20 protein-coding genes and 2 tRNA genes are annotated in these 20,102 nt (G+C 63.9%); 11 read left to right on the forward strand and 11 right to left on the reverse strand.

Features of this window, described 5'->3' with window-relative positions:
* Positions 1-73 precede the first annotated feature (73 nt).
* The 3 genes from ybeY to miaB are packed head-to-tail and all read right to left on the reverse strand — an operon-like array spanning position 74 to position 2,968.
* Positions 74-541: an rRNA maturation RNase YbeY gene (ybeY, locus tag B2R83_RS03525; protein WP_292038295.1), complete on the reverse strand. Its 468-nt coding sequence runs from the start codon at positions 539-541 to the stop codon at positions 74-76.
* Positions 522-1,613: a PhoH family protein gene (locus tag B2R83_RS03530; protein ID WP_027866673.1), complete on the reverse strand. Its 1,092-nt coding sequence runs from the start codon at positions 1,611-1,613 to the stop codon at positions 522-524. Before B2R83_RS03530 ends, ybeY begins: the two co-directional genes overlap by 20 nt.
* Positions 1,610-2,968: a tRNA (N6-isopentenyl adenosine(37)-C2)-methylthiotransferase MiaB gene (gene miaB, locus B2R83_RS03535; RefSeq protein WP_036215242.1), complete on the reverse strand. Its 1,359-nt coding sequence runs from the start codon at positions 2,966-2,968 to the stop codon at positions 1,610-1,612. Before miaB ends, B2R83_RS03530 begins: the two co-directional genes overlap by 4 nt.
* 616 nt (positions 2,969-3,584) lie before the next feature.
* Here miaB and B2R83_RS03540 point away from each other — a divergent pair.
* Positions 3,585-3,992, forward strand: coding sequence for a hypothetical protein (locus B2R83_RS03540; protein ID WP_036250880.1), 408 nt, complete (start codon positions 3,585-3,587; stop codon positions 3,990-3,992).
* A gap of 129 nt (positions 3,993-4,121) precedes the next feature.
* Here the strand turns inward: B2R83_RS03540 and B2R83_RS03545 are convergent, their stop codons facing one another.
* Together B2R83_RS03545 and B2R83_RS03550 are read right to left on the reverse strand one after the other, a co-directional pair.
* Entirely contained in the window at positions 4,122-4,985 is an 864-nt protein-coding gene (locus tag B2R83_RS03545; RefSeq protein ID WP_292038297.1) for an HDOD domain-containing protein, read from the reverse strand.
* Positions 4,982-5,311: a hypothetical protein gene (locus B2R83_RS03550; protein WP_209587459.1), complete on the reverse strand. Its 330-nt coding sequence runs from the start codon at positions 5,309-5,311 to the stop codon at positions 4,982-4,984. Before B2R83_RS03550 ends, B2R83_RS03545 begins: the two co-directional genes overlap by 4 nt.
* 168 nt (positions 5,312-5,479) lie before the next feature.
* Between B2R83_RS03550 and gstA the strand changes: the two genes are divergently transcribed.
* The gene (gstA, locus tag B2R83_RS03555) at positions 5,480-6,085 is read left to right on the forward strand and encodes a glutathione transferase GstA (protein WP_292038298.1); all 606 of its coding nucleotides are present in this window, start codon (positions 5,480-5,482) and stop codon (positions 6,083-6,085) included.
* 58 nt (positions 6,086-6,143) lie between these two features.
* Complete coding sequence (locus B2R83_RS03560) at positions 6,144-6,689, forward strand: DUF1697 domain-containing protein (RefSeq protein ID WP_292038299.1); 546 nt, start codon at positions 6,144-6,146, stop codon at positions 6,687-6,689.
* Positions 6,690-6,738: 49 nt separating this feature from the next.
* Here B2R83_RS03560 and B2R83_RS03565 read toward each other — a convergent pair whose 3' ends face one another.
* Positions 6,739-7,008: a hypothetical protein gene (locus B2R83_RS03565; protein ID WP_292038300.1), complete on the reverse strand. Its 270-nt coding sequence runs from the start codon at positions 7,006-7,008 to the stop codon at positions 6,739-6,741.
* Between the two features lie 632 nt (positions 7,009-7,640).
* Between B2R83_RS03565 and B2R83_RS03570 the strand changes: the two genes are divergently transcribed.
* Complete coding sequence (locus B2R83_RS03570) at positions 7,641-9,611, forward strand: AAA family ATPase (protein WP_292038302.1); 1,971 nt, start codon at positions 7,641-7,643, stop codon at positions 9,609-9,611.
* Positions 9,612-9,937: 326 nt separating this feature from the next.
* Here the strand turns inward: B2R83_RS03570 and ybaL are convergent, their stop codons facing one another.
* Positions 9,938-11,635, reverse strand: coding sequence for a YbaL family putative K(+) efflux transporter (ybaL, locus tag B2R83_RS03575; protein ID WP_292038303.1), 1,698 nt, complete (start codon positions 11,633-11,635; stop codon positions 9,938-9,940).
* 102 nt (positions 11,636-11,737) lie between these two features.
* Positions 11,738-12,385, reverse strand: a complete 648-nt coding sequence (locus B2R83_RS03580) for a TetR/AcrR family transcriptional regulator (RefSeq protein ID WP_292038304.1) — start codon at positions 12,383-12,385, stop codon at positions 11,738-11,740.
* A gap of 96 nt (positions 12,386-12,481) precedes the next feature.
* Here B2R83_RS03580 and B2R83_RS03585 point away from each other — a divergent pair, with 96 nt between their 5' ends.
* From B2R83_RS03585 to B2R83_RS03615, 7 genes are all read left to right on the forward strand, one after another.
* Positions 12,482-13,663, forward strand: a complete 1,182-nt coding sequence (locus B2R83_RS03585; protein WP_292038305.1) for a lipid-transfer protein — start codon at positions 12,482-12,484, stop codon at positions 13,661-13,663.
* Positions 13,664-13,672: 9 nt separating this feature from the next.
* Entirely contained in the window at positions 13,673-14,815 is a 1,143-nt protein-coding gene (locus B2R83_RS03590) for an acyl-CoA dehydrogenase family protein (protein WP_292038306.1), read from the forward strand.
* 14 nt (positions 14,816-14,829) lie between these two features.
* Positions 14,830-15,981 (forward strand): CaiB/BaiF CoA transferase family protein, encoded by a 1,152-nt coding sequence (locus tag B2R83_RS03595; RefSeq protein WP_292038308.1) that lies wholly within the window; start codon positions 14,830-14,832, stop codon positions 15,979-15,981.
* A gap of 34 nt (positions 15,982-16,015) precedes the next feature.
* On the forward strand, positions 16,016-17,281 hold the full coding sequence (locus tag B2R83_RS03600; RefSeq protein ID WP_292038309.1) for a DUF445 domain-containing protein: 1,266 nt from the start codon (positions 16,016-16,018) through the stop codon (positions 17,279-17,281).
* Between the two features lie 24 nt (positions 17,282-17,305).
* Entirely contained in the window at positions 17,306-17,620 is a 315-nt protein-coding gene (locus B2R83_RS03605) for a putative signal transducing protein (protein WP_027866689.1), read from the forward strand.
* 95 nt (positions 17,621-17,715) lie between these two features.
* Positions 17,716-17,874 (forward strand): hypothetical protein, encoded by a 159-nt coding sequence (locus B2R83_RS03610; RefSeq protein ID WP_036215215.1) that lies wholly within the window; start codon positions 17,716-17,718, stop codon positions 17,872-17,874.
* 113 nt (positions 17,875-17,987) lie between these two features.
* A complete protein-coding gene (locus B2R83_RS03615) occupies positions 17,988-18,794 on the forward strand; it encodes a hypothetical protein (protein WP_292038310.1) in 807 nt (268 codons plus the stop codon).
* 45 nt (positions 18,795-18,839) lie between these two features.
* Here the strand turns inward: B2R83_RS03615 and B2R83_RS03620 are convergent.
* The 3 genes from B2R83_RS03620 to miaA all read right to left on the reverse strand — a co-directional run bounded on the left by B2R83_RS03620 (position 18,840) and on the right by miaA (position 20,099).
* Positions 18,840-18,916 (reverse strand) — tRNA-Met (locus B2R83_RS03620).
* Between the two features lie 73 nt (positions 18,917-18,989).
* Positions 18,990-19,066, reverse strand: a tRNA-Met gene (locus B2R83_RS03625).
* Between the two features lie 82 nt (positions 19,067-19,148).
* Complete coding sequence (miaA, locus tag B2R83_RS03630) at positions 19,149-20,099, reverse strand: tRNA (adenosine(37)-N6)-dimethylallyltransferase MiaA (protein WP_292038311.1); 951 nt, start codon at positions 20,097-20,099, stop codon at positions 19,149-19,151.
* Between the last annotated feature and the right edge of the window lie 3 nt (positions 20,100-20,102).

Below are 20,102 nucleotides of genomic sequence, written 5' to 3' on the forward strand. Positions count from 1 at the left end.
GCAAGATCACCCCGCCCGAGAACGGAGCCCGCAACATTCACCGCGTGGGCAGGGAACCTGCCCACCCTACAGTTCAATCCGAATACGGATCCGGATAGCCGAGCACTTCCATGATGTCGCGCTCGAACTGCTCCATCTCGTCGGCTTCCTCGTCGTGCTCGTGGTCGTAGCCCTGGGCGTGCAGCACGCCGTGCACCACCAGGTGGGCCGCGTGTTCCTCGACCGTCTTCTTCTGCTCCTCGGCCTCGCGCAGCAGGACGTCGGTGCACAGGATGATGTCGGCCTGGGTCGGGTCGTCCTCGCCCAGTTCCTCGCCTTCGTTGTAGGCGAAGGTCAGCACATTGGTCGCATAGTCCTTGCCGCGGTACTGGCGGTTCAGGGCCAGGCCTTCCTCGGCATCGACGAAGCGGATCGACAGCTCGGCCGGGCCGAGCAGGGCGGCTTCCACCCAGCGCTGCAGCATCGTTTCCGTTATTTCCTGTTCCAGGCGGGTGTCGGGATACTGGACTTCGAGGTCGAGCTTATGTTTTTTTTCTTGCATTTTTCACAGGGGTCGGTTTGGGGAGGGCGGCCAGTTCCTCGATCGAGGAGTTTTTCTCGTAGGCGTCGATGATGCGCGCCACCACCGGGTGTCGCACCACGTCTTCGCTGGCGAAATGGGTGAAGGCAATGCCGCGCACGTTCTTCAGCACGTGGATGGCGTCGACCAGGCCGGAGCGCTGCGACTTGTGCAGGTCGACCTGGGTGACGTCGCCGGTGATCACGGCCTTGCTGCCGAAGCCGATGCGGGTCAGGAACATCTTCATCTGCTCGACCGTCGTGTTCTGGGCTTCGTCCAGGATCACGAAGGCGTGGTTCAGCGTGCGCCCGCGCATGTAGGCCAGCGGGGCGATCTCGATCACCTGCTTCTCGAACAGCTTCTGGGTGCGGTCGAAGCCGAGCAGGTCGTACAGTGCGTCGTACAGCGGGCGCAGGTAGGGGTCGACTTTCTGGCTCAGGTCGCCCGGCAGGAAGCCGAGGCGTTCGCCCGCTTCCACCGCGGGACGGGTCAGGATGATGCGCTTGACCGCGTCGCGCTCCAGCGCGTCCACGGCGCAGGCCACTGCCAGATAGGTCTTGCCGGTGCCGGCCGGGCCGACGCCGAAGCTGATGTCGTGCTCGAGCACGGAGCGCAGGTACTGGATCTGGTGCGGCGTGCGGCCGCGCAGGTCGCTGCGGCGGGTCTTCAGTGTCGGGCTGACCAGTTCGGACAGTTCTTCCGCGCCGGCGGCCGCGCTGCCGTCCTCGTCGTCCTTGGCCGCTGCTTCCGGCGCTTCGGCTTCGCCCGGTGCACGCGGCTTCAGGCCGGAGCGCTGTTCCACCAGGGCAAGCTGCACTTCCTCGATCGGCACGACCTTGTTGGCGACCGCGTAGAAGCGCTCCAGCAGTTCGACCGCGCGCTCGGCATTGCTGCCGCTGACGATGAATTTCTCGCCGCGCCGGAAGATGGTGACGTCAAGCGCGGCCGAGATCTGGCGCAGGTTCTCGTCCAGCGGACCGCACAGGTGGGCAAGCCGCGTGTTGTCGAGCGGCTCGGGAATGAAGTACGAAGGCTGGGTAGGTGTGTTTTTCAACTGGCTTTGGCAATCGTGTCTAGGTTGGCGACGAGTTCGCCGCTGAGGAAATAGTCATGGCTGGTCACGATGCGCACGTCGACCAGTTGTCCAACCAGGCCGACGCCATCGTCTGCGCTGAAGTTGACCACGCGGTTGTTTTCGGTACGGCCTTGCAGCTGCTCCGGGTGTTTCTTGGAAGGGCCTTCGACCAGCACGCGCTGGACGCTGCCGACCATTGCCGCACTATACCTACGGGTATTCGCGTCGATCAAGCCTTGGAGGCGTTGCAGGCGCGCCAGTTTTACTTCATGTGGGGTGTCATCCTCGAGGTTGGCGGCCGGGGTGCCCGGGCGCTTGCTGAAGATGAAGCTGAAGCTGTTGTCGAAACCGACGTCCTCGACCAGTTTCATCATGGCCTCGAAATCGGCGTCGGTCTCGCCTGGGAAGCCGACGATGAAGTCGGACGAGAAGGCCATTTCCGGGCGCACCGCGCGGATGCGGCGGATGATCGACTTGTATTCGAGGGCGGTATAGCCGCGCTTCATGGCGCCGAGCACGCGGTCGGAACCGTGCTGCACCGGCAGGTAGATATGGTTCACCAGCTGCGGGATCTTCGCGTAGGCATCGATCAGGCGCTGGGTGAATTCCTTCGGGTGGCTGGTGACGTAGCGCAGGCGCTCGACGCCGGGAATATCGGCGATGTATTCCAGCAGCAGTGCAAAGTCCGCGGCTTCGCCGCTCTCCATGCTGCCGCGGTAGGCATTCACGTTCTGGCCCAGCAGCATGATTTCCTTCACGCCCTGGGCGGCCAGGCCGGCGCACTCGGTCAGCACGTCCTCGAAGGGGCGCGAGACTTCCTCGCCGCGGGTGTACGGCACTACGCAATAGCTGCAGTACTTGCTGCAGCCTTCCATGATCGAGACGTAGGCGACCGGACCTTCTACCTTGGCGGGCGGCAAGTGGTCGAATTTCTCGATTTCCGGGAAGCTGATGTCGACCTGGGCGCTGCCGCTATGGCGGCGCTCGCGGATCAGCTGCGGCAGGCGGTGCAGGGTCTGCGGCCCGAATACCACGTCCACGTGCGGCGCACGCTTGACGATGGCTTCCCCTTCCTGCGAGGCCACGCAGCCGCCCACGCCGATCACCAGGTCCGGCTTGTCGCGCTTGAGCGCCTTGAAGCGGCCCAAGTCGGAAAACACTTTCTCTTGCGCTTTTTCGCGCACCGAGCAGGTGTTCAGCAGGATGACGTCGGCATCTTCGGGCGAGTCGGTACGGACCAGTCCATCGGATGCGCCGAGGACGTCCGCCATCTTGTCCGAATCGTATTCGTTCATCTGGCAGCCGAAGGTCTTGATGAATACTTTTTTCTGCATGGAATGCTGTATTAAAAGGGGGAGCGAATGCTTTGGCAAAAACAGGTGCTCAGTTTAGCGTAAATCGTTTGAACCCCCCTGAATGGCGATGTGCGCCTGCATTTTTAATGCCACGGGGAATGATAGGTTTCTTAACCTAAAGTCGTTGCCAAGCTACTCAGATTGTTAAATGTGAGATGATGAGCAAAAGCCCTCGATTCCTTGAAAATGGTCATGTTGGAATCGATTCTTTCTTCTTGTAAATCAAGAGCTTCGGCTCAACTTCTGACTAGGAAAATTTATTGCAGAAATCTCTTGCGTGCGCCACAAATAATCCCCATGTGCTGAAATGCCTATGTGACAAGCTTTCCGCACGATAGCTTGATTTCTGACAATGAGTCACATGCGCCGCTCGGATGTACTGTGGACGTATGAGCCTGATAATTTGTTTGAAAGACAAGTGCGCATGCGGAGAGGGTACGCGGGAGTATGCAATTCGGACCATGTCTTTTAAGGGGATCTTCAGGCTTGACCTGTTTAATTTCCTGAAGGTAGTCCGGGAACTTATGTTGACGAAGTAGTCTTTAACAAAAGTTCGTAAAGGAACTATTTTAACCAAACTGAAGAGGTAAATATCATGGCACAACAGCATCATGCTCTGTCTTCGCAGGAAAGCTACAACCCGAACCATCTGCTGGACATCCTGCTCGGTAAAATGCAGCTGAAGAATGACGCCGCGCTGTCGCGCATGCTCGAAGTTGCGCCGCCAGTCATCAGCAAAATCCGTCACCACCGCCTGCCGGTCGGCGCTTCGCTGCTGATCCGCATGCACGAAGTGACCGGCATGAGCATCCGTGACCTGCGCGACCTGATGGGCGACCGCCGCACCAAGTATCGCCTCTCGGACGCACAAGGCCGCCCGAAGCCAGAAGAGAAGGCAGCCCAGGCAGCCGCCGCAGCGGCAGCCCAGCAGCAACAGCAGCAACCTCAGCAACAGCAGCAAGGTAACGAAGCAAATCCGTCGACCGGCAATTATGCTCACTGATGCCGTGGGCATGACGGCCGCGCCTGTCATGCCTTCGGTGCCAGCGGGCTGCGGCACCGCGCCCTGAGCGTTGTGCCGCGCCGGTTCGGCCGGCTTTCGCGCAGCCCATCTGCGCTATTCCCGTTTCCGTCAGGCCATCAGGATGGCCGACATCTCCTCGTACTGCAGTTCGGTTTCATGGAAGACCTGCAGCCACGCTTCTTCCGCCATGCCCAGCGCCGTCCAGGCCACCGAGGACACGCGCGGCACCAGCTCGTCCGGATTTCCGGCCAGGTCCAGCGCATGCACGACCGCGCTTGCCACGTGCACGATCGTCGCCAGGAAACCGGCGCCGGCCGCCTCCGGCGCGTGGTGGTAGGCGATCGCCTGGCGCATGGTGTCCGAGAAATTCCAGTGCGCCGCCAGCGCCACGCCGGCGTCGACGTGGTCCACCCCCAGCAGGGCGCGTTCGGCATCGATCAGTTCGCCGTCAAGCTTGTCGCGCAGCGACAGCACCGCCTGGTAGCGCTCGGGGAAGCGCGACACCAGCACCAGCCGCCCGATGTCGTGCAGCAGGCCGGCGGTGAAGGCGTAGTCCGCATTGAAGCGAACCCGGCGCGCCAGCGCACGGGCGCAGGCGGCGGTGGCGATCGAATGGCGCCAGAAGGCCTTGTCGTTGAAGCCCGGGCAGCGCCCGGCCGGGAAGCAGCCGGTCAGGGCTGCCGTCGTGATCAGGTTGCGCGTGGCCTCGAAGCCGAGGTAGGTCATGGCCTGCTGGATCGTGGTCGCCTTCACCTGCAGGCCGAAGGCCGAGGAGTTGGCCAGGCGCAGGGTCTTGGCCGTCAGTGCCGGGTCGTTCGATACCTTCTTCGCCAGCACGGCGATGTCGAGGTCTTCCTGGTCGAGGCTGCCGAGCAGCTCCATGACCACGGCCGGCAGCGAGGGCAGGTCCTCGACGCCGCCCAGGATGTCCGCGCAGTCGATCCCGCCGCCCTGTTCAAGATGGGCGTTCATGGCGCCACCTCGCCCCGCAGGCGGTAATCCTCGACGTAGCGGCGCAGCAGGCCGGTAGCCCAGTCCGCATGGTCGTCGCGCTCGTTGCGGCGGAACAGATGGTCCAGGCGCGCCTGCACCGCGCCCGGGTCGGGCTGGTCCAGGGGGATGGCGCGGCGGATCGGGGCCGCGCCGACGCCATGCCGGGACAGCGACAGGATGGTCGCCTCGCCCAGCACCGCGCCTTCGGCCAGCAGCACGTTCCCATGCGCATCGAGCAGCGCATCGGCGAGCACCATGCCCGGATACAGGTGCGCCAGCGGCACCAGTTCGTAGCTATCGCTCATTCTTTCTCCTGTTTCTTTCCTGCTTCCAATAATTTGGATGATCTTAACACCGGGGTGGGGCGCGCCACCCGGCCTGGCACAGCTTTGTGGCATTCCCGCAGCGGCTATTGAGAATTGTTGTACGCTTGCAATTCGCGACCGTGTCGCCCCCATCATGAAAGGAAAACGATGAAGCTCTATATCAGTCCAGGCGTGTGTTCGCTGGCGCCGCACATCGCGCTGATCGCTGCCGGCCTGCCGTTTTCGGTCGAGCGCGTGAACATGAAGACCAAGGCCATCGCCAGCGGCGGCGACTACCGTGAGATCAACGACAAGGGCGCGCTGCCGGCCCTGCAGCTGGACGACGGCAGGGTGCTGACCGAAGCCGCGGTCCTTCTGCAGTACGTCGCCGACCAGGCACCTGGCGCGAACCTGGCCCCGGCCTACGGGACCTTCGAGCGCTACCAGGTCATGGAATGGCTCAACTATATCGCCACCGAAGTGCACAAGCGCTTCACGCCGCTGTTTACGCCGGGCTGTACCGAAGAGGGCCGTGCCGCGGCGTGGGCTGCGCTGGCGCGTCCGCTCGATTACCTGGCCGGCAAGCTGGCAAGCCGCGATTTCCTGATGGACAGCGGGTTCAGTATCGCCGACGCCTACCTGTTCACGGTGCTGAACTGGGCGCAGTTCGCCAAGTTCGGCCTGGACGACTGGCCGGCCCTGCAGGCCTATCAGGCCAGAATCGGGGCCATCCCGGCCGTGCAGGAAGCGCTGCGCGCCGAAGGCCTCGCCTGAGTCCGTCAAAGGTCGAGCACTGCGCCACGCCGGGATCGCCTCGGGTAGGATCGCGCCCATGAACAGCTCCTGCTACATCGCATTCTTGCGAGGAATTAACGTCGGACGCGCCAAGCGCATTGCCATGGCCGACCTGCGCACGCTGGTCGAGGGCGTGGGCTATACCGGCGTGCGCAGCCTGCTCAACAGCGGCAACCTCGTGTTCCGGGCCGAAGGCGTCACGGCGCAGGAAGCCGCCGCGGCGATCGAGGAAGCGCTGGTGCTCAGGCTCGGCGTGGCCGCGCGTGTGTTCGTGCTCGGCCGCGAGGAACTGGGCGCGCTCATCGACGGCAACCCGCTGCTCGATGTGGCGACCGACCACGCGCGCCTGATCGTCTTTCTGCTGGGTGCGGCCGTGCAGCGCGACAAGCTGGCTGCGCTCGACAGCCGCGACTGGGGCTGCGAGCGGCTCGCGCTGGGTGAGCGCGCGGCCTATGTCTGGTGTCCGGAAGGGATGTTGCTTAGCGCTGCGGCTACGTCTCTTGGGAAACTTCTTGGGGACGGCACCACATCCCGTAACTGGAACACGCTGCTGAAACTGCAGGCCCTGTGCGATGACGCCTGAGCGCCCAGTCCAGCGATGTGGACCACGGCGCTAGTTCAGGCCCCGGTGGCTACTTGAACTTCTCGCTGCTGTCGCGCCCCGCCTTGTAGCCGATCAGGATCAGCCCCAGCAACATCATCGCGAACACTTCCGGTTCGGGCAGCTCCGACATGTTCGCCGGCGGCGCCACCACGTCCTGGCGCTGGGTGACCGCCAGGTTGCGTACCGGTTGCTGTACGCGCGCCACGGCCTGGTTGCTGGTAGAGAGGTCGATCAGGGCAGCTTGCGCGGGACTGCCGAGGCAGATCGCCAGTGCTGCTGCCAATGCGTATCTATTCATAGCCGTTCCTCTTGATGTTGCTCGCTTGCTGATACTGATGTTCTTGCCCGGTCTTGCCCCCATTGCGACTTGCTTCCGGCTGAGACAGCCCCATATATAACAGGTCGCATCACGGCACTCGGGTGAAATCAGCATATCAAAAGCGGGCAAATTGCTGCGCTCAATTGAATTGCTGTTTGCACAAAGAAGTCATCAGTTTGATGAAAGATGAGTGCATGTTGCGATCAATCAAAGAAATCCTGTTGTCGCAGATTAGCCTCGCAGGCATCCTGACATTATTGCAAGCGGATGCTCGGAATGGCATGTCGTTTTAGCAAAGAAATCGCCTTTATTTAAAAGTTCGATAATTTTTACTGATAATCTGCTAATAAATTTCATTATTAATTTACTTACTATCGTTGCGATCGCGATTTTTTTCATCGCACCGTATACACCTCGGTTTTTTTTACAGGTATAGTCTCCTTATCCCATTGCCTTCGGGCATCAAAACAATACCAAACGAACACGTTTGGACACGGCATGTAATGCCTAAAGCGGCCACCACGCGCCGCACGCCGATCCCGCGAGAGACCAACGCCGGCACGGCACCCTAGAAGCACCGCTGTCCGTCAACTTTGCTTAAAGATCAAACGATGCCGAATTTCGCCCAACTTCAGGTTGCTTTCAAGAACGCATTCAAGAGCGTGTACGTCCGCATTTCGCTGGCAGTGCTGCTCGGTGTAATTGCGGCAGTGGCAATCTGGAAATCGAACGTGCCGCAGGATCCGAATCCGGTGGTGCAGTCGCAAAATATTGCCGAGATCACCGAACTGGCCGCGCACAAGGGCCGCCTGGAATACCTCCTGATCGCCAAGCCGCTGTCGGAGTCGCCGCGCTACGTCTACAAGTTCAAGGACGCCGAGGCGATCCACGTGGTCAAGGTGCCGAGCACCTCGCACCTGTCGCTCGAGCGCGAGGTGCTGCTGAAGAACGCGATCCCGTACTCGATCGCCAAGGACGACTACCTGGCCAGCCACAAGGCCGTGATGGACGACGGCGCCACCGCTCTCGACACTGCCGGCACCTTCCTGAAGAACTATGGCCTGACCATCGGCGTGCTGCTGCTGGTGCTGTACCTGCTCAAGTTCGGCGTGCCCGGCATGGGCATGAGCGCCTCGGTCATCACCCCGGACAAGCTCAAGGGCAGCATGGACGACCTGATCGGCATGGACGACATCAAGCAGGAAGTCCTGCACCTGGAAGACATGATCCGCAACCGCGACGAATACCAGTCGCACAACATCGACAAGCCCTTCAACGTGATGCTGACCGGTCCGGCCGGCACCGGCAAGACCAAGCTGGTCGGCTACCTGGCCAAGCGCCTGGACCTGCCGCTGATCTCGGCCTCGGGTTCGGCGCTGGAGTCGGGCTACGTGGGCGGCGGTTCGAAGGCGCTGAACGCGCTGTACAAGAAGGCCTGCGCCAAGGGCAAGTGCATCATCTTCCTGGATGAGGCCCAGACCCTGTTCATGCCGCGCGGCCGCAGCGAAAAGAAGTGGGAAGACGACACCGCCAACACCCTGCTGGGCCTGCTGGACGGCGTGAAGAGCGACAAGGGCCAGGGCGTGATCTGGGTGGTCGCCTCGAACTTCGACGACTCGAACACCGAGATGGACGAAGCGATGCTGCGCCGCTTCTCGGTCAAGATCAACTTCCGCCTGCCGAACAAGGGCGAGCGCAAGGAACTCCTGCGCAGCTTCCTGGCACGCAAGAAGGACGGCCTGGTCGACTGGACCGACACCAACCTGGACCAGGTGGCGGAAATCACCCAGAACCTGAGCCCGGCGCTGCTGGAAACCGTGGTCGAGCGTGCTTCGATGCTGTCGATCCAGGAAAAGGCGATCATCAACACCAACCTGCTGTTCCGTGCCTACGAGCGCGCCACCATCGGCCTGACCGACCGCGCGACCACGGCCGAGAAGACCAAGCAGCGCGAGCGCATCGCCCTGCACGAACTGGGTCACTTCTTCATGCAGATCGACCCCTACCTGCGCGCCGGCATGAGCCTGGCCGAAGTGAAGGAAAAGTCGCACCTGCTGAAGATCAGCACCGAAGCGGTGTCGAAGATCGGCGCGCTGGGCTACGTGCTGCAGTCGGGCCAGGACATGTCGCTGCGCACCCTGGAAGAGCTGGAGCGCGACGTGATCGGCCTGTACGGCGGCGTGGCGGCGGAAGAGCTGTTCTACGGCCCGCGCGGCATCTCGGTGGGCAGCCAGAACGACATCGAGAAGATCACCAAGATGCTGAACCTGATGGTCGGCCGCCTGTCGATGTACTCGCGCTCGAAGCTGGACTATTCGCAGCTGCAGAAGGACATGGGCGGCGAGCACACGCTGCGCCTGGTGGAAGAAAAGGCCGACGAGCTCTACAGCTACACCCTGAACGCGATCCGCGACTACAAGCTGGTGATCGAGTCGCTCAAGGACACCCTGATGGAAGAGTATGTGCTCTCGAAGGATGCGGTGTTCGCGCTGCTCGAAGAGCGCAGCGAGCTGATCCACTCGCAGCTGCACGGCCGCCATGCCAACCTCAAGCTGTGCGTGGAAGAGGTGGTTGCCGCTTGAGTCTTACAACGATTTTTCCTTGCTGTTCTTCGACCCGCCGTGCGCAAGCCCGGCGGGTTTTTTTATGGCTGAGATCCGGTAGCGACCTTGTTGAAACCACCAGCCTAAAGACCGTCGCCCCGGCGAAGGCCGGGGCCCAAGTTCCTTGCGTCACGTTGGCCGGTGAACGCAAGCAGTAGTGGACTGCGGAGGAAATTGGACGAAATGATGCCAGTGGCATCATTTCGGCCTGCGCCGGGAGTCATGGGCGCCAGTGGCGCGCATGACGGTGGTGGAGATAAGGAGGGGCAGAGTCCGGACTTCGATATTGCCGCCCGGCCTACACTTCAATGCGCCGCCGCCCGCTCCTTGAGCGTCTCCATCACATGCCGCGTCATGCTGGCCGCCAGCTCCTGCTCGCCGACGAACACCTTGCCGCCGGTTTCCTCGCGCAGCAGCGCCGCCTCGCCCTCGTTATGCGAGCGCACCACCACCTTGACCGAGGGGTTGAGCATGCGCGCGATCTCCACCATCCGGCGAACGTGGAAGGTGTCGGGCGTCGCAATCACCAACAGGGCCGCATGCGTGATGTGGGCCTGGATCAGCACCGCCGGCTCGGCGGCATTGCCGGCCACCGCCGGGATGCCGCGCCCGCGCAGTTGCTCGACGACCTCGCGGTTCTGCTCCGCCACCACGAAGTGCACGCCGCGCGCCACCAGGTCGTCCGCAATGCGGCGGCCGACGCGACCGAAGCCCACCAGCACCACCTGGCCGCTCAGCTTCTCGCGCTCGGTCTCCATCGGCAGCTCGGCCAGCGGGTCGGCTGGACGCTCCAGCTTGCGCGCCAGCTCCGGCTTGGATTGGAGCCACTTCTCCAGCGGCGCGGCCAGGCTGAACATCAGCGGATTGACGGCGATCGAGATGATGGCGCCGGCCAGGATCAGGTTCTGGCCCAGGCTGGGGAGCAGTTCGAGCTGCATGCCCAGCGCCGCCAGGATGAAGGAGAATTCGCCGATCTGGGCCAAAGAGGCCGATACCGTGACGGCAGTGTTGATCGGATAGCGCAGCGCCAGCACCAGCACGAAGGCGGCGATCGATTTGCCGAACAGGATGATTGCCACGGTCGCCAGCACCTCCAGCGGATACTGCACCAGCACCATCGGGTCGAACAGCATGCCGACCGAGACGAAGAACAGCACCGAGAAGGCGTCGCGCAGCGGCAGTGATTCTTCCGCCGCGCGGTGGCTCAGCTCGGACTCGCGCAGCACCATGCCCGCGAAGAAGGCGCCCAGCGCGAACGACACGCCGAACAGCGCCGACGAGGCGAAGGCGATGCCGACCGCCGCGGCGATCACGGACAGCGTGAACAGCTCGCGCGAATTGGTCTTGGCGACCCGCCACAGGAACCACGGGAAGACCTTACGGCCAATCACCAGCATGAAGGCGACGAAGGCGCCGACCTGCAGCAGGGTCTTGCCCAGCGCCGGCCACAGCTCGGCGCCGGCGTCGCCGCGGCCGCCCAGCGGACCGCTGAGTGCCGGCAGCATCACCAGCACCAGCACCATCACCAGGTCTTCGACCACCAGCCAGCCCACCGCGATGCGGCCGTTCATGGAATCGAGCACGCCGCGCGCCTCCAAGGCGCGCAGCAGCACCACGGTACTGGCCACCGACAGCGCCAGGCCGAACACCAGTCCCGCACCCAGGCCCCAGCCCCAAAAGTAGCTCAGGCCGATGCCCATCGCCGTGGCCACGCCGATCTGCAGCAGCGCGCCGGGCAGGGCGATCTTCTTCACGTCGAGCAGGTCGCCCAGCGAGAAGTGCAGGCCCACGCCGAACATCAGCAGCATCACCCCGATCTCCGCCAATTGGGAAGCCAGCGCTACGTCCGCGACGAAGCCCGGTGTGGCGGGGCCGATCAGGACGCCGGCGGCGAGGTAGCCGACCAGCGCAGGCAGTTTCAGGCGTATGGCGAGCATGCCGAACAGAAGGCCGAAGCCCAGCGCGGCTGCAATGGTGGTGATCAGACTGAGTTCATGGTGCATCCGTGCGGCCTCCGTGGCAGGTTGACAAGCCTTCCAGTATACGCGACGGAGGGTCGCTCAGCGGTATTTTTTACGGCCGAGTTTGCGCCAGTTGGCAGCAAATCACGGCACGCTTGCGAGCGATAGCAGCACTTTGTGCAGGGATGCACGCACCGCGGCGTACTGCTCCGGACACGCCACGCGGTCCAGCCGGAACAGCATCAGCCCCTGGATCTGGGCCACGACCAGCACCGCGCGTTCCATGTACTGCTCCTCGGTGATGGCCGGGTTCAGGCCCTGGATCAGGCCATACACCGCCTTGCGCTCGCGCCCCATCATCTTGCCCATCAGGCTGGACGCGAACGGATGGCGCGAAGCCAGCGCCCAGATCTCGAAGAAGATCGCATGCATGGTGGGCTTGGTGATCTCGTCGAGGAACATGTCGACCGTGGTGAGGAAGCGCTCCACCTGCGGCCGGCCGGCCATCGCCACCGCGATCCGGTCCATCTTGGCCTGGAACTCGTCCATCGTGGTCAGGAGCAGGGCTTCGAGCAGCTGCTCCTTGCTGCCGTAGTAATGCTGGAGGTTCGACAGGCTCATGCCGGCTTCCTGGGCCACGCGCCGCATCGTCAGCCCGGCATAGCCCTCGGCGGCCAGCAGGCGGCGCGCCACCAGCAGGATCTCGACCGCGCGTCCGAAGCCCTTTTCGGTCGTGGTGGAGGCCTTGTTGCGCAAGGCGTTATCGATCGAATCGTCGGAAATGGGAGGCATCGCACGATTATCGCAGAGGCATACCGTTAATGGTACGACTGACCTATAATCGATCAATAGTAGGTCGCTCGACCTAATCAAGAGTACGGAGACGGAATGCGAAAAGTTTATGTGAGCGGCGTCGGGATGATTCCCTTCGCCAAGCCGGGCGCGAGCAGCCCCTACCACGAGATGGGCGCGCAGGCGGCGCGCGCCGCGCTGGAGGATGCCGGCGTCGTGTACGACCAGGTGGAGCAGGCCTATGCGGGCTACGTCTACGGCGACTCGACCAGCGGCCAGAAGGCCCTGTACGCGGTCGGCATGAGCGGCATCCCCATCGTCAACGTCAACAACAACTGCTCGACCGGCTCGACCGCGCTGTTCCTCGGACGCCAGGCGATCGCCAGCGGCGCCGCCGAGTGCGTGCTGGTGCTCGGCTTCGAGCAGATGAGCCCCGGCGCCCTCGGCTCGGTCTTCACCGACCGCCCGACGCCCTTCGACGCCTTCGACGAGGTCACCGACCGCCTGGTCGGCAAGCCGGAAATCCCGCTGGCGCTGCGCTACTTCGGCGGCGCGGGCCTGGCGCACATGGACAAGTACGGCACGCCGCTCGAAGCCTTCGCCCGCATCCGCGCCAAGGCCAGCCGCCATGCCGTGAACAATCCGCTGGCGCTGCTGCGCAAGGAAGTCACCGCCCAGGACGTGCTGGACGCCCCCGCGATCTGGCCGGGCGTGATGACGCGCCTGATGGCCTGCCCGCCGACCTGCGGCGCCGCGGCGGCGCTCCTGGTGTCGGGCGAATTCGCGCTGCGCCACGGCCTGCGCCACGACGTCCACATCGCCGCGCAGGCCATGACCACCGACCGCCCCAACACCTTCGAGGCCGGCGACATGATGCGCCTGGTCGGCTACGATATGAGCCGCGCCGCCGCGCAGAACGTCTACGAGCAGTCCGGCCTGGGCCCGGAAGACCTCGATGTGGTCGAGCTGCACGACTGCTTCGCGCACAACGAACTGATCACCTACGAAGCCCTGGGCCTGTGCCCGGAAGGCGGCGCCGACAAGTTCATCCGCGAGGGCGACAACACCTATGGCGGGCGGGTCGTCACCAATCCTTCCGGCGGCCTGCTCTCGAAAGGCCATCCGCTGGGCGCCACCGGCCTGGCCCAGTGCTACGAGCTGACCCACCAGCTGCGCGGCAGCGCACAGGCGCGCCAGGTCGAAGGCGCGCGCGTGGCGCTGCAGCACAACCTGGGCCTGGGCGGCGCCTGCGTCGTCACCATGTACCGCAACGGCTGAGGGGGGCGCATGGAATCGACCTCCCCCTGGATGAACGAGGAGCTGTCCGCCTTTCGCGACGCCGTGCGCCGCTTCGTGGCGGGCGAGATCACGCCGCACCAGCAGAAATGGCGGGAGCAGCAGCACGTCGACCGCGAGTTGTGGCGCAAGGCCGGCGAGATGGGCCTGCTGCTGGCCGACATCCCGGAAGAATACGGCGGCGCCGGCGGCAGCTTCGCCCACATGGCGGTGGTGTTCGAAGAGCTGTCCTATGGCGGCGATACGGCCTTCGGCATCCACGTCCACGCCATCGTCGCGCACTACCTGCTGAACCAGGGCACCGAGGAGCAGAAACGGACATACCTGCCGCGCCTGGCCAGCGGCGAGATGATCGCGGCGATCGCCATGAGCGAGCCGGGCGCAGGCTCGGACCTGAAAGGCATCCGGACCACGGCCGTGCGCGGCCCCGATGGCTACCGCGTGAGCGGCTCCAAGACCTTCATCTCGAACGGCTACATGGCCGACCTGATCCTGGTGGTGGCCAAGACCGATCCAGGCGCCGGCGCCAAGGGCGTGTCCTTGCTGCTGCTGGAAACCAGGGATAACCCGGGCTTTCGCGTCGGCCGCATCCTGGAGAAGGTAGGGCAGAAGGGCCAGGACACCTGCGAGCTGTTCTTCGACGAGGCCCACGTCCCCTTGGCGAACGTGCTGGGCGGCGAAGAGGGCAGGGGCTTCGCCCAGCTCATGACCGAGCTGCCCTACGAGCGCACCATTCTCGGGGTGTGCGGCGTGGCCGCCATCGAGCGCGCCCTGCAGCTCACCGTGGAGCACACGCGCGAGCGCAAGGCCTTCGGCCAGCTTCTCATCGAGATGCAGAACACCCGCTTCGTGCTGGCCGAGATCAAGACCGAGGCGACCGTCGCGCGCATCTTCATCGACCGCTGCATCGAGGACATGCTGGCCGGGCGCATGGACACCGTGCGCGCCTCGATGGCGAAATACTGGATCTCGGACCTGCAGTGCAAGGTGGTGGACCAGTGCGTGCAGCTGTTCGGCGGCTACGGCTACATGCTGGAATACCCGATCGCCCAGATGTACGTGGACGCCAGGGTCCAGCGCATCTATGGCGGCGCCAACGAGATCATGAAGGAAATCATTGCCCGTTCTCTCTGAAGGAGCTTGAAAACATGACGGGACCATTGTCAGGAGTGCGGGTCGTCGAGATGGTGGGCATCGGCCCATGCCCGTTCGCCGCGATGATGCTGGCGGACATGGGGGCGGAGGTGATCCGCATCGACCGCAAGGCCAGTCCCGGCGCGGACACCCCCTACCCGGTGCTGGGCACGCGCCACGACGTGATGGCGCGCGGGCGCCGCTCGCTGGCGCTCGACCTCAAGAATGCGGCCGGGCGCTGCGCGGCGATGAAGCTGATCGAACGGGCCGACGTGCTGCTGGAAGGCTTCCGGCCGGGCGTGATGGAGCGCCTCGGGCTGGGCCCGGACGACTGCCTGGAGCGCAACCCGAAGCTGGTGTATGGGCGCGTCACCGGCTGGGGCCAGGCCGGGCCGCTGGCGCAGGCGGCGGGGCACGACATCAATTACGTCGCCCTGTCCGGCATGCTGTACTCGACCGGGCGGGCCGACAGCCCACCGCCGCCGCCGCTGAACCTGGTGGGCGACTTCGGGGGCGGCGGCATGATGCTGGCCTTCGGGGTCGTCTGCGCGGTGCTGGAGGCGCGCAAGTCGGGGCAGGGCCAGGTGGTGGATGCCGCCATGACCGACGGCGCGGCGCTGCTCGGCGCCATGATGTACGGCCTGCGCAGCGCAGGCAGCTGGAGCGGCCAGCGCGAAGGCAACCTGCTCGATGGGGGCGCCCCGTTCTACGACACCTATGCCTGCGCCGACGGCAAGTTCATCTCGATCGGCGCCATCGAGCCGCAGTTCTTTGCCACCCTGTTGAAACTCACCGGCCAGGTCGATCCGCTGTTCACCAGGCGCTGGAACAAGGCGCACTGGCCCGAGCTGCAGGAGCGTTTCGCGGAGCTGTTCCTCACGAAGACGCGCGACGAATGGTGCCGCCTGCTTGAGGGCACCGAGGTATGCTTCGCGCCCGTGCTCGACCTGATCGAGGCGCCGCGCCACCCGCACAACGCGGCGCGCGGCACCTTCGTGGAAATCGACGGCGTCACCCAGCCGGCGCCGGCGCCGCGCTTCAGCCGCACGGCAACTGCCACCCCCGGCGCGCCGAGCAGCCCGGGGGCGGATAGCGAGGCGATCCTGGCGGACTGGGGTTTCACTCAACAGTCAATCGAAGCGCTGAGAAAGGGCGAAGTCATATAGCATTCGTGGGGTGGACGGCATGACCCCGGAGCCTATGACGAAAGAAGCCGAACTGCGGCGATCGAAAATGCTCGCGCTCGCGTTTTTCGCGGGCGCGGCCTTGCTGTTCGTGCTGACCCTGTTCCTTCCCCAGAACTGGTGGACCGGCCTGCTGCGCGCCTTTTCCGAAGCCGCCATGGTCGGCGCCCTGGCCGACTGGTTCGCGGTGGTGGCCCTGTTCAAGCGCGTGCCGATCCCGATCGTCTCGCGCCACACCGAGATCATCCCGAAGAACAAGGAGCGCATCGCCGATAACCTGGGGCGCTTCGTACACGAGAAATTCCTCGACACCGAATCGATCGTCAGGCTGATCCAGCGCCACGACCCGGTGCAGAAGGTGGCCGACTGGCTGGTCAAGCCCGCCAATACCGAGCTGCTGGGCCAGCACCTGGTGCGGGTGGGCGTCTGGCTGCTCGACTTCATCGAGGACAGCGCGGTCCAGGGTTTCATCCGGCGCGCCGTGCACGCCATGGTGAACAGCGTCGACCTGTCGAAGTCGGCCGGCACCATCCTCGAGAGCCTGACGCGCGACGGGCGCCACCAGGAACTGCTCAACGAAGGCATCACCCAGCTGGCGCGCCTGCTCGACAACGCCGACACCCAGGCCACGATCTCGCAGGGCATCGTCGACTGGCTCAAGGAAGACTATGCCTTCATCGAAAGCATGCTGCCGTCCGAGCTGATCGGACGCAAGGGCGCTGGCCTGGCCGTCCGGCTCGCCTCCGGCATCCTCAACAAGGTAGCAGCCGATCCGTCCCACCCCTTGCGCGAGCGTTTCGACAGGTTTACCCAGGAGTTCATCGAGCGCCTGAAGGCCGACCCGTCCTTCGCCGGCAAGGCGGACGAGATCAAGGCCTACCTGCTGGGCGACGAGACGCTGAACGGCTACCTCGCCACCCTGTGGGGCGACTTGAAGGGCTGGGTCAAGCAGGACCTGCAGAGCGAGGATTCGAGCCTGCGCCGCCGCTTGGTGGCGACCGGCGCCTGGGTCGGCAAGGTGCTGGCCGAAGACTCGCAGCTGCGTGCTTCCCTGAGCGAGAACCTGGAATCGGCCGCGCGCGGCGTCGCCCCCGAGTTCGCAGGCTTCCTGACGCGCCACATCGCCGATACGGTGAAACAGTGGGACGATCGCGAGATGTCCGAGCAAATCGAACTCAACATCGGCAAGGACTTGCAGTACATTCGCATCAACGGCACCATCGTCGGTGGCCTGATCGGCGTCACCCTGTACCTGCTGTCACAGGCGCCGGCGCTGTTTTGACCGAACGGTAAAAGAGAGGGGCGCATGGAACAACTCGCACTGAACGCCTGGCTGGCCGCCAACCCGGAGGTCGTCCAGATTCCCGGCCGCGACCTGTTCATCATCGCCAGGTACCTGGTCCCGATGGAAGCGACGCTGGCCCAGGGCTGCCTGGTCGCGGCCGGCATCCCGGCCGTGCTGGCGGACGCCCACCTGATGCAGACCGATCTGCTGCTGGCGCCGGCGCTGGGCGGGGTGCGCATCCTGGTGCCCTCGGACTACCTGCAGCAGGCCGGCGCCGTCCTGGAAGGCCTGGCGCGCGGCGACTATGCGCTGGACGAGTCCTTTACTGCTGAGTAGAAGCTTCTTTTGCGTGAGATACCGAACGTTACAAAGGCGGGCAGGAGCGTAGCCTGAGGACTGTGGACCATCCCATTCTGGAAAGGAGAACCATCATGCCTCAAGGTGATAAATCGTCCTACACGGACAAGCAGAAACGCCAGGTCAAGCACATCGAGGAAGGCTACGAGAAGAAGGGCGTAGGCAAGAAGGAAGCCGAGCGGCGCGCCTGGGCCACCGAGAACAAGATCTCGGGTGGCGGCAAGAAGCACTGACCATCATGTGATGACCGGAGGCCAGCCATGCGCTGGCCTTTTCATTTTTTACGCATGGAAAGCACCAGGAAATATGCCTATGATCATTCCAATTAACATAACAAGGATGGATCATGAGACTTTCTCGCCCTGGGTACCTGGCTTTCACCATCATGCTGCTGATCGTGCTGGTCTGGCTGACTGCCTACCCCATCGCGAAACACTTGCCTCAAGGGACCTTTCAGGATCCGCTTGAAAAGGTGTACAACGGCCTGAACGTATTGTTCACCGCATTGGCCTTCGGCGGCGTGGTGGTCACCCTGCTGTTCCAGGCCGAGGAATCGCGCATTGCGCGGCGCGAAGAGGTGGAGCGCTCGATCTTCGAGCTGTTTCAGACTTTTACGAGCCTCGATTTCCAGCACGTGAAGGATAGTTCGTTCCGCTGCCTTCTGGCGGCGGTCAAGAGCCGGGACTATGCGGAGTTCCTGGCGAGTCGCCTTTTCGTGGTCGAGCAGCTTGCGCTCCCTGGTAGCAGCTTGCCCATTTTGCGCGAACTGGACGAGGACAAGCGCGACAAAGCCGATGAGGACATCGTCCATGCGGACCGGGCGGATCGCCTCATGCTCGACAACATGCTGAATTTTTTCGCGATGCTGGCCCAGCGCGAATCGTCGGCCACCGTGATCAAGCATTGCGACTTCGCCTATGACTGGTGGCGCCCCGTTCTCTGGCTGCTAGGGCAGCTGCAGCGTGAACGCTATCTCGCCTCGTCCGCGATCCAGACCTACTGCAAGAACCAGCTCGTCGTCGTCACGCTGGAGGCCCTGGACAAGGTGTATGGGCATGCGCCGCTCAAGACGCGAGAAGAGGTATGGGCCTATGTCACCGGCCATCCGAAGATGGTGGCGTTCGGCCTCGATGGTCGGTTCGCGCTACGCTGAAAAACAAAAGCCCGCGTTCTCGGGAAAGAACGCGGGCTGCCGTCGTGGTGGTGATAGGTGGACTTGAACCACCGACCCCAGCATTATGAGTGCTGTGCTCTAACCAGCTGAGCTATATCACCGAAAAGGGTCACCGCAAGGCGGTAAAACAAAATGGCCTGACCCTGCGAGCCAAGCCATCCGTTTGGAATTCTGTGGTGGTGATAGGTGGACTTGAACCACCGACCCCAGCATTATGAGTGCTGTGCTCTAACCAGCTGAGCTATATCACCGCAACGGCAGGCATTATCGATGCCGGCGCGCCGCCTGTCAAGGCTGGACGCCGATCTGCGACGCAAAAATCTCGCGTCAATGTCATTTTTCCAACTGACTCAGCTTGTGCATCAGCTCGCCCGTCGGGTCCGTACCAAGGCAGTCTATCACGATCCGCTCCGGCATCGCGCGCAGCCAGGTGATCTGGCGCTTGGCCAGCTGGCGCGTGGCGATGATGCCCAGCTCGCGCAGCTCGGCGCGGTCGATCTTGCCCTCTAAATAGTCCCAGGTCTGGCGGTAGCCGACGCAGCGGATCGACGGTAGGGCAGGCGTCAGGTCGCCGCGCGCACGCAGGCGCGCCACTTCCGCCACCAGCCCTTCGTCGTCGCGCTCGCCCAGCATGGCGTCGAAACGCTGCGCGATGCGCTGGTGCAGCACGGCGCGGTCCGAGGGCTCCAGCGCGAACGAGATCAACTCAAACGGCAGCTCGGGCTTCTCGCGCTTGCCCAGCAGTTCGGACATCGGCTTGCCGGTCAGGGCGATGATTTCCAGCGCGCGGTTGATGCGCTGGGCGTCGTTGGGCTTCAGGCGCTCGGCGGTCACCGGGTCGAGCGTGCGCAGCCTGGCATGCATGCCGGGCCAGCCGATGCTGGCCGCTTCCGCGTCGAGCTGCGCGCGCAGCGCAGGATCGGCGGTCGGCAGCTCGTCCAGGCTGTCGGTCAGGCCTTTAAAGTACATCATGGTCCCGCCCACCAGCAGGGGCAGGGCGCCACGCGCGCTGATTTCGCCCACCAGGCGGATCGCGTCTTCGCGGAACTGCATCACCGAATAGGCTTCCAGCGGGTCGATAATGTCGATCAGGTGGTGCGGCACCGCCGCCAGCTCCTCGGGACTGGGCTTGGCGGTGCCGATGTCCATGCCGCGGTAGACCAGGGCCGAGTCGACCGAGATGATCTCGACGGGACGGGTCCTGGCGATCGCCAGCGCGGCCGCGGTCTTGCCGGACGCGGTCGGGCCCATGATGGCCACGGCCATCGGTTTCTTGTTGCTCATATC

This window comes from Massilia sp. UBA6681, from assembly GCF_002454935.1.
In the GTDB taxonomy this organism is placed as follows: domain Bacteria; phylum Pseudomonadota; class Gammaproteobacteria; order Burkholderiales; family Burkholderiaceae_D; genus Telluria; species Telluria varians.

Coding starts and splice junctions, on each gene's coding strand:
- B2R83_RS03545 (WP_292038297.1), bottom strand. CDS start 4,985: ATGAACGCCCATCTTGAACAGGGCGGCGGGATCGACTGCGCGGACATC.
- B2R83_RS03600 (WP_292038309.1), top strand. CDS start 16,016: ATGACGAAAGAAGCCGAACTGCGGCGATCGAAAATGCTCGCGCTCGCG.
- B2R83_RS03570 (WP_292038302.1), top strand. CDS start 7,641: ATGCCGAATTTCGCCCAACTTCAGGTTGCTTTCAAGAACGCATTCAAG.
- ybeY (WP_292038295.1), bottom strand. CDS start 541: ATGCAAGAAAAAAAACATAAGCTCGACCTCGAAGTCCAGTATCCCGAC.
- miaA (WP_292038311.1), bottom strand. CDS start 20,099: ATGAGCAACAAGAAACCGATGGCCGTGGCCATCATGGGCCCGACCGCG.
- B2R83_RS03605 (WP_027866689.1), top strand. CDS start 17,306: ATGGAACAACTCGCACTGAACGCCTGGCTGGCCGCCAACCCGGAGGTC.
- B2R83_RS03610 (WP_036215215.1), top strand. CDS start 17,716: ATGCCTCAAGGTGATAAATCGTCCTACACGGACAAGCAGAAACGCCAG.
- B2R83_RS03565 (WP_292038300.1), bottom strand. CDS start 7,008: ATGAATAGATACGCATTGGCAGCAGCACTGGCGATCTGCCTCGGCAGT.
- B2R83_RS03590 (WP_292038306.1), top strand. CDS start 13,673: ATGGAATCGACCTCCCCCTGGATGAACGAGGAGCTGTCCGCCTTTCGC.
- gstA (WP_292038298.1), top strand. CDS start 5,480: ATGAAGCTCTATATCAGTCCAGGCGTGTGTTCGCTGGCGCCGCACATC.
- miaB (WP_036215242.1), bottom strand. CDS start 2,968: ATGCAGAAAAAAGTATTCATCAAGACCTTCGGCTGCCAGATGAACGAA.
- ybaL (WP_292038303.1), bottom strand. CDS start 11,635: ATGCACCATGAACTCAGTCTGATCACCACCATTGCAGCCGCGCTGGGC.
- B2R83_RS03615 (WP_292038310.1), top strand. CDS start 17,988: ATGAGACTTTCTCGCCCTGGGTACCTGGCTTTCACCATCATGCTGCTG.
- B2R83_RS03580 (WP_292038304.1), bottom strand. CDS start 12,385: ATGCCTCCCATTTCCGACGATTCGATCGATAACGCCTTGCGCAACAAG.
- B2R83_RS03595 (WP_292038308.1), top strand. CDS start 14,830: ATGACGGGACCATTGTCAGGAGTGCGGGTCGTCGAGATGGTGGGCATC.
- B2R83_RS03560 (WP_292038299.1), top strand. CDS start 6,144: ATGAACAGCTCCTGCTACATCGCATTCTTGCGAGGAATTAACGTCGGA.
- B2R83_RS03540 (WP_036250880.1), top strand. CDS start 3,585: ATGGCACAACAGCATCATGCTCTGTCTTCGCAGGAAAGCTACAACCCG.
- B2R83_RS03585 (WP_292038305.1), top strand. CDS start 12,482: ATGCGAAAAGTTTATGTGAGCGGCGTCGGGATGATTCCCTTCGCCAAG.
- B2R83_RS03550 (WP_209587459.1), bottom strand. CDS start 5,311: ATGAGCGATAGCTACGAACTGGTGCCGCTGGCGCACCTGTATCCGGGC.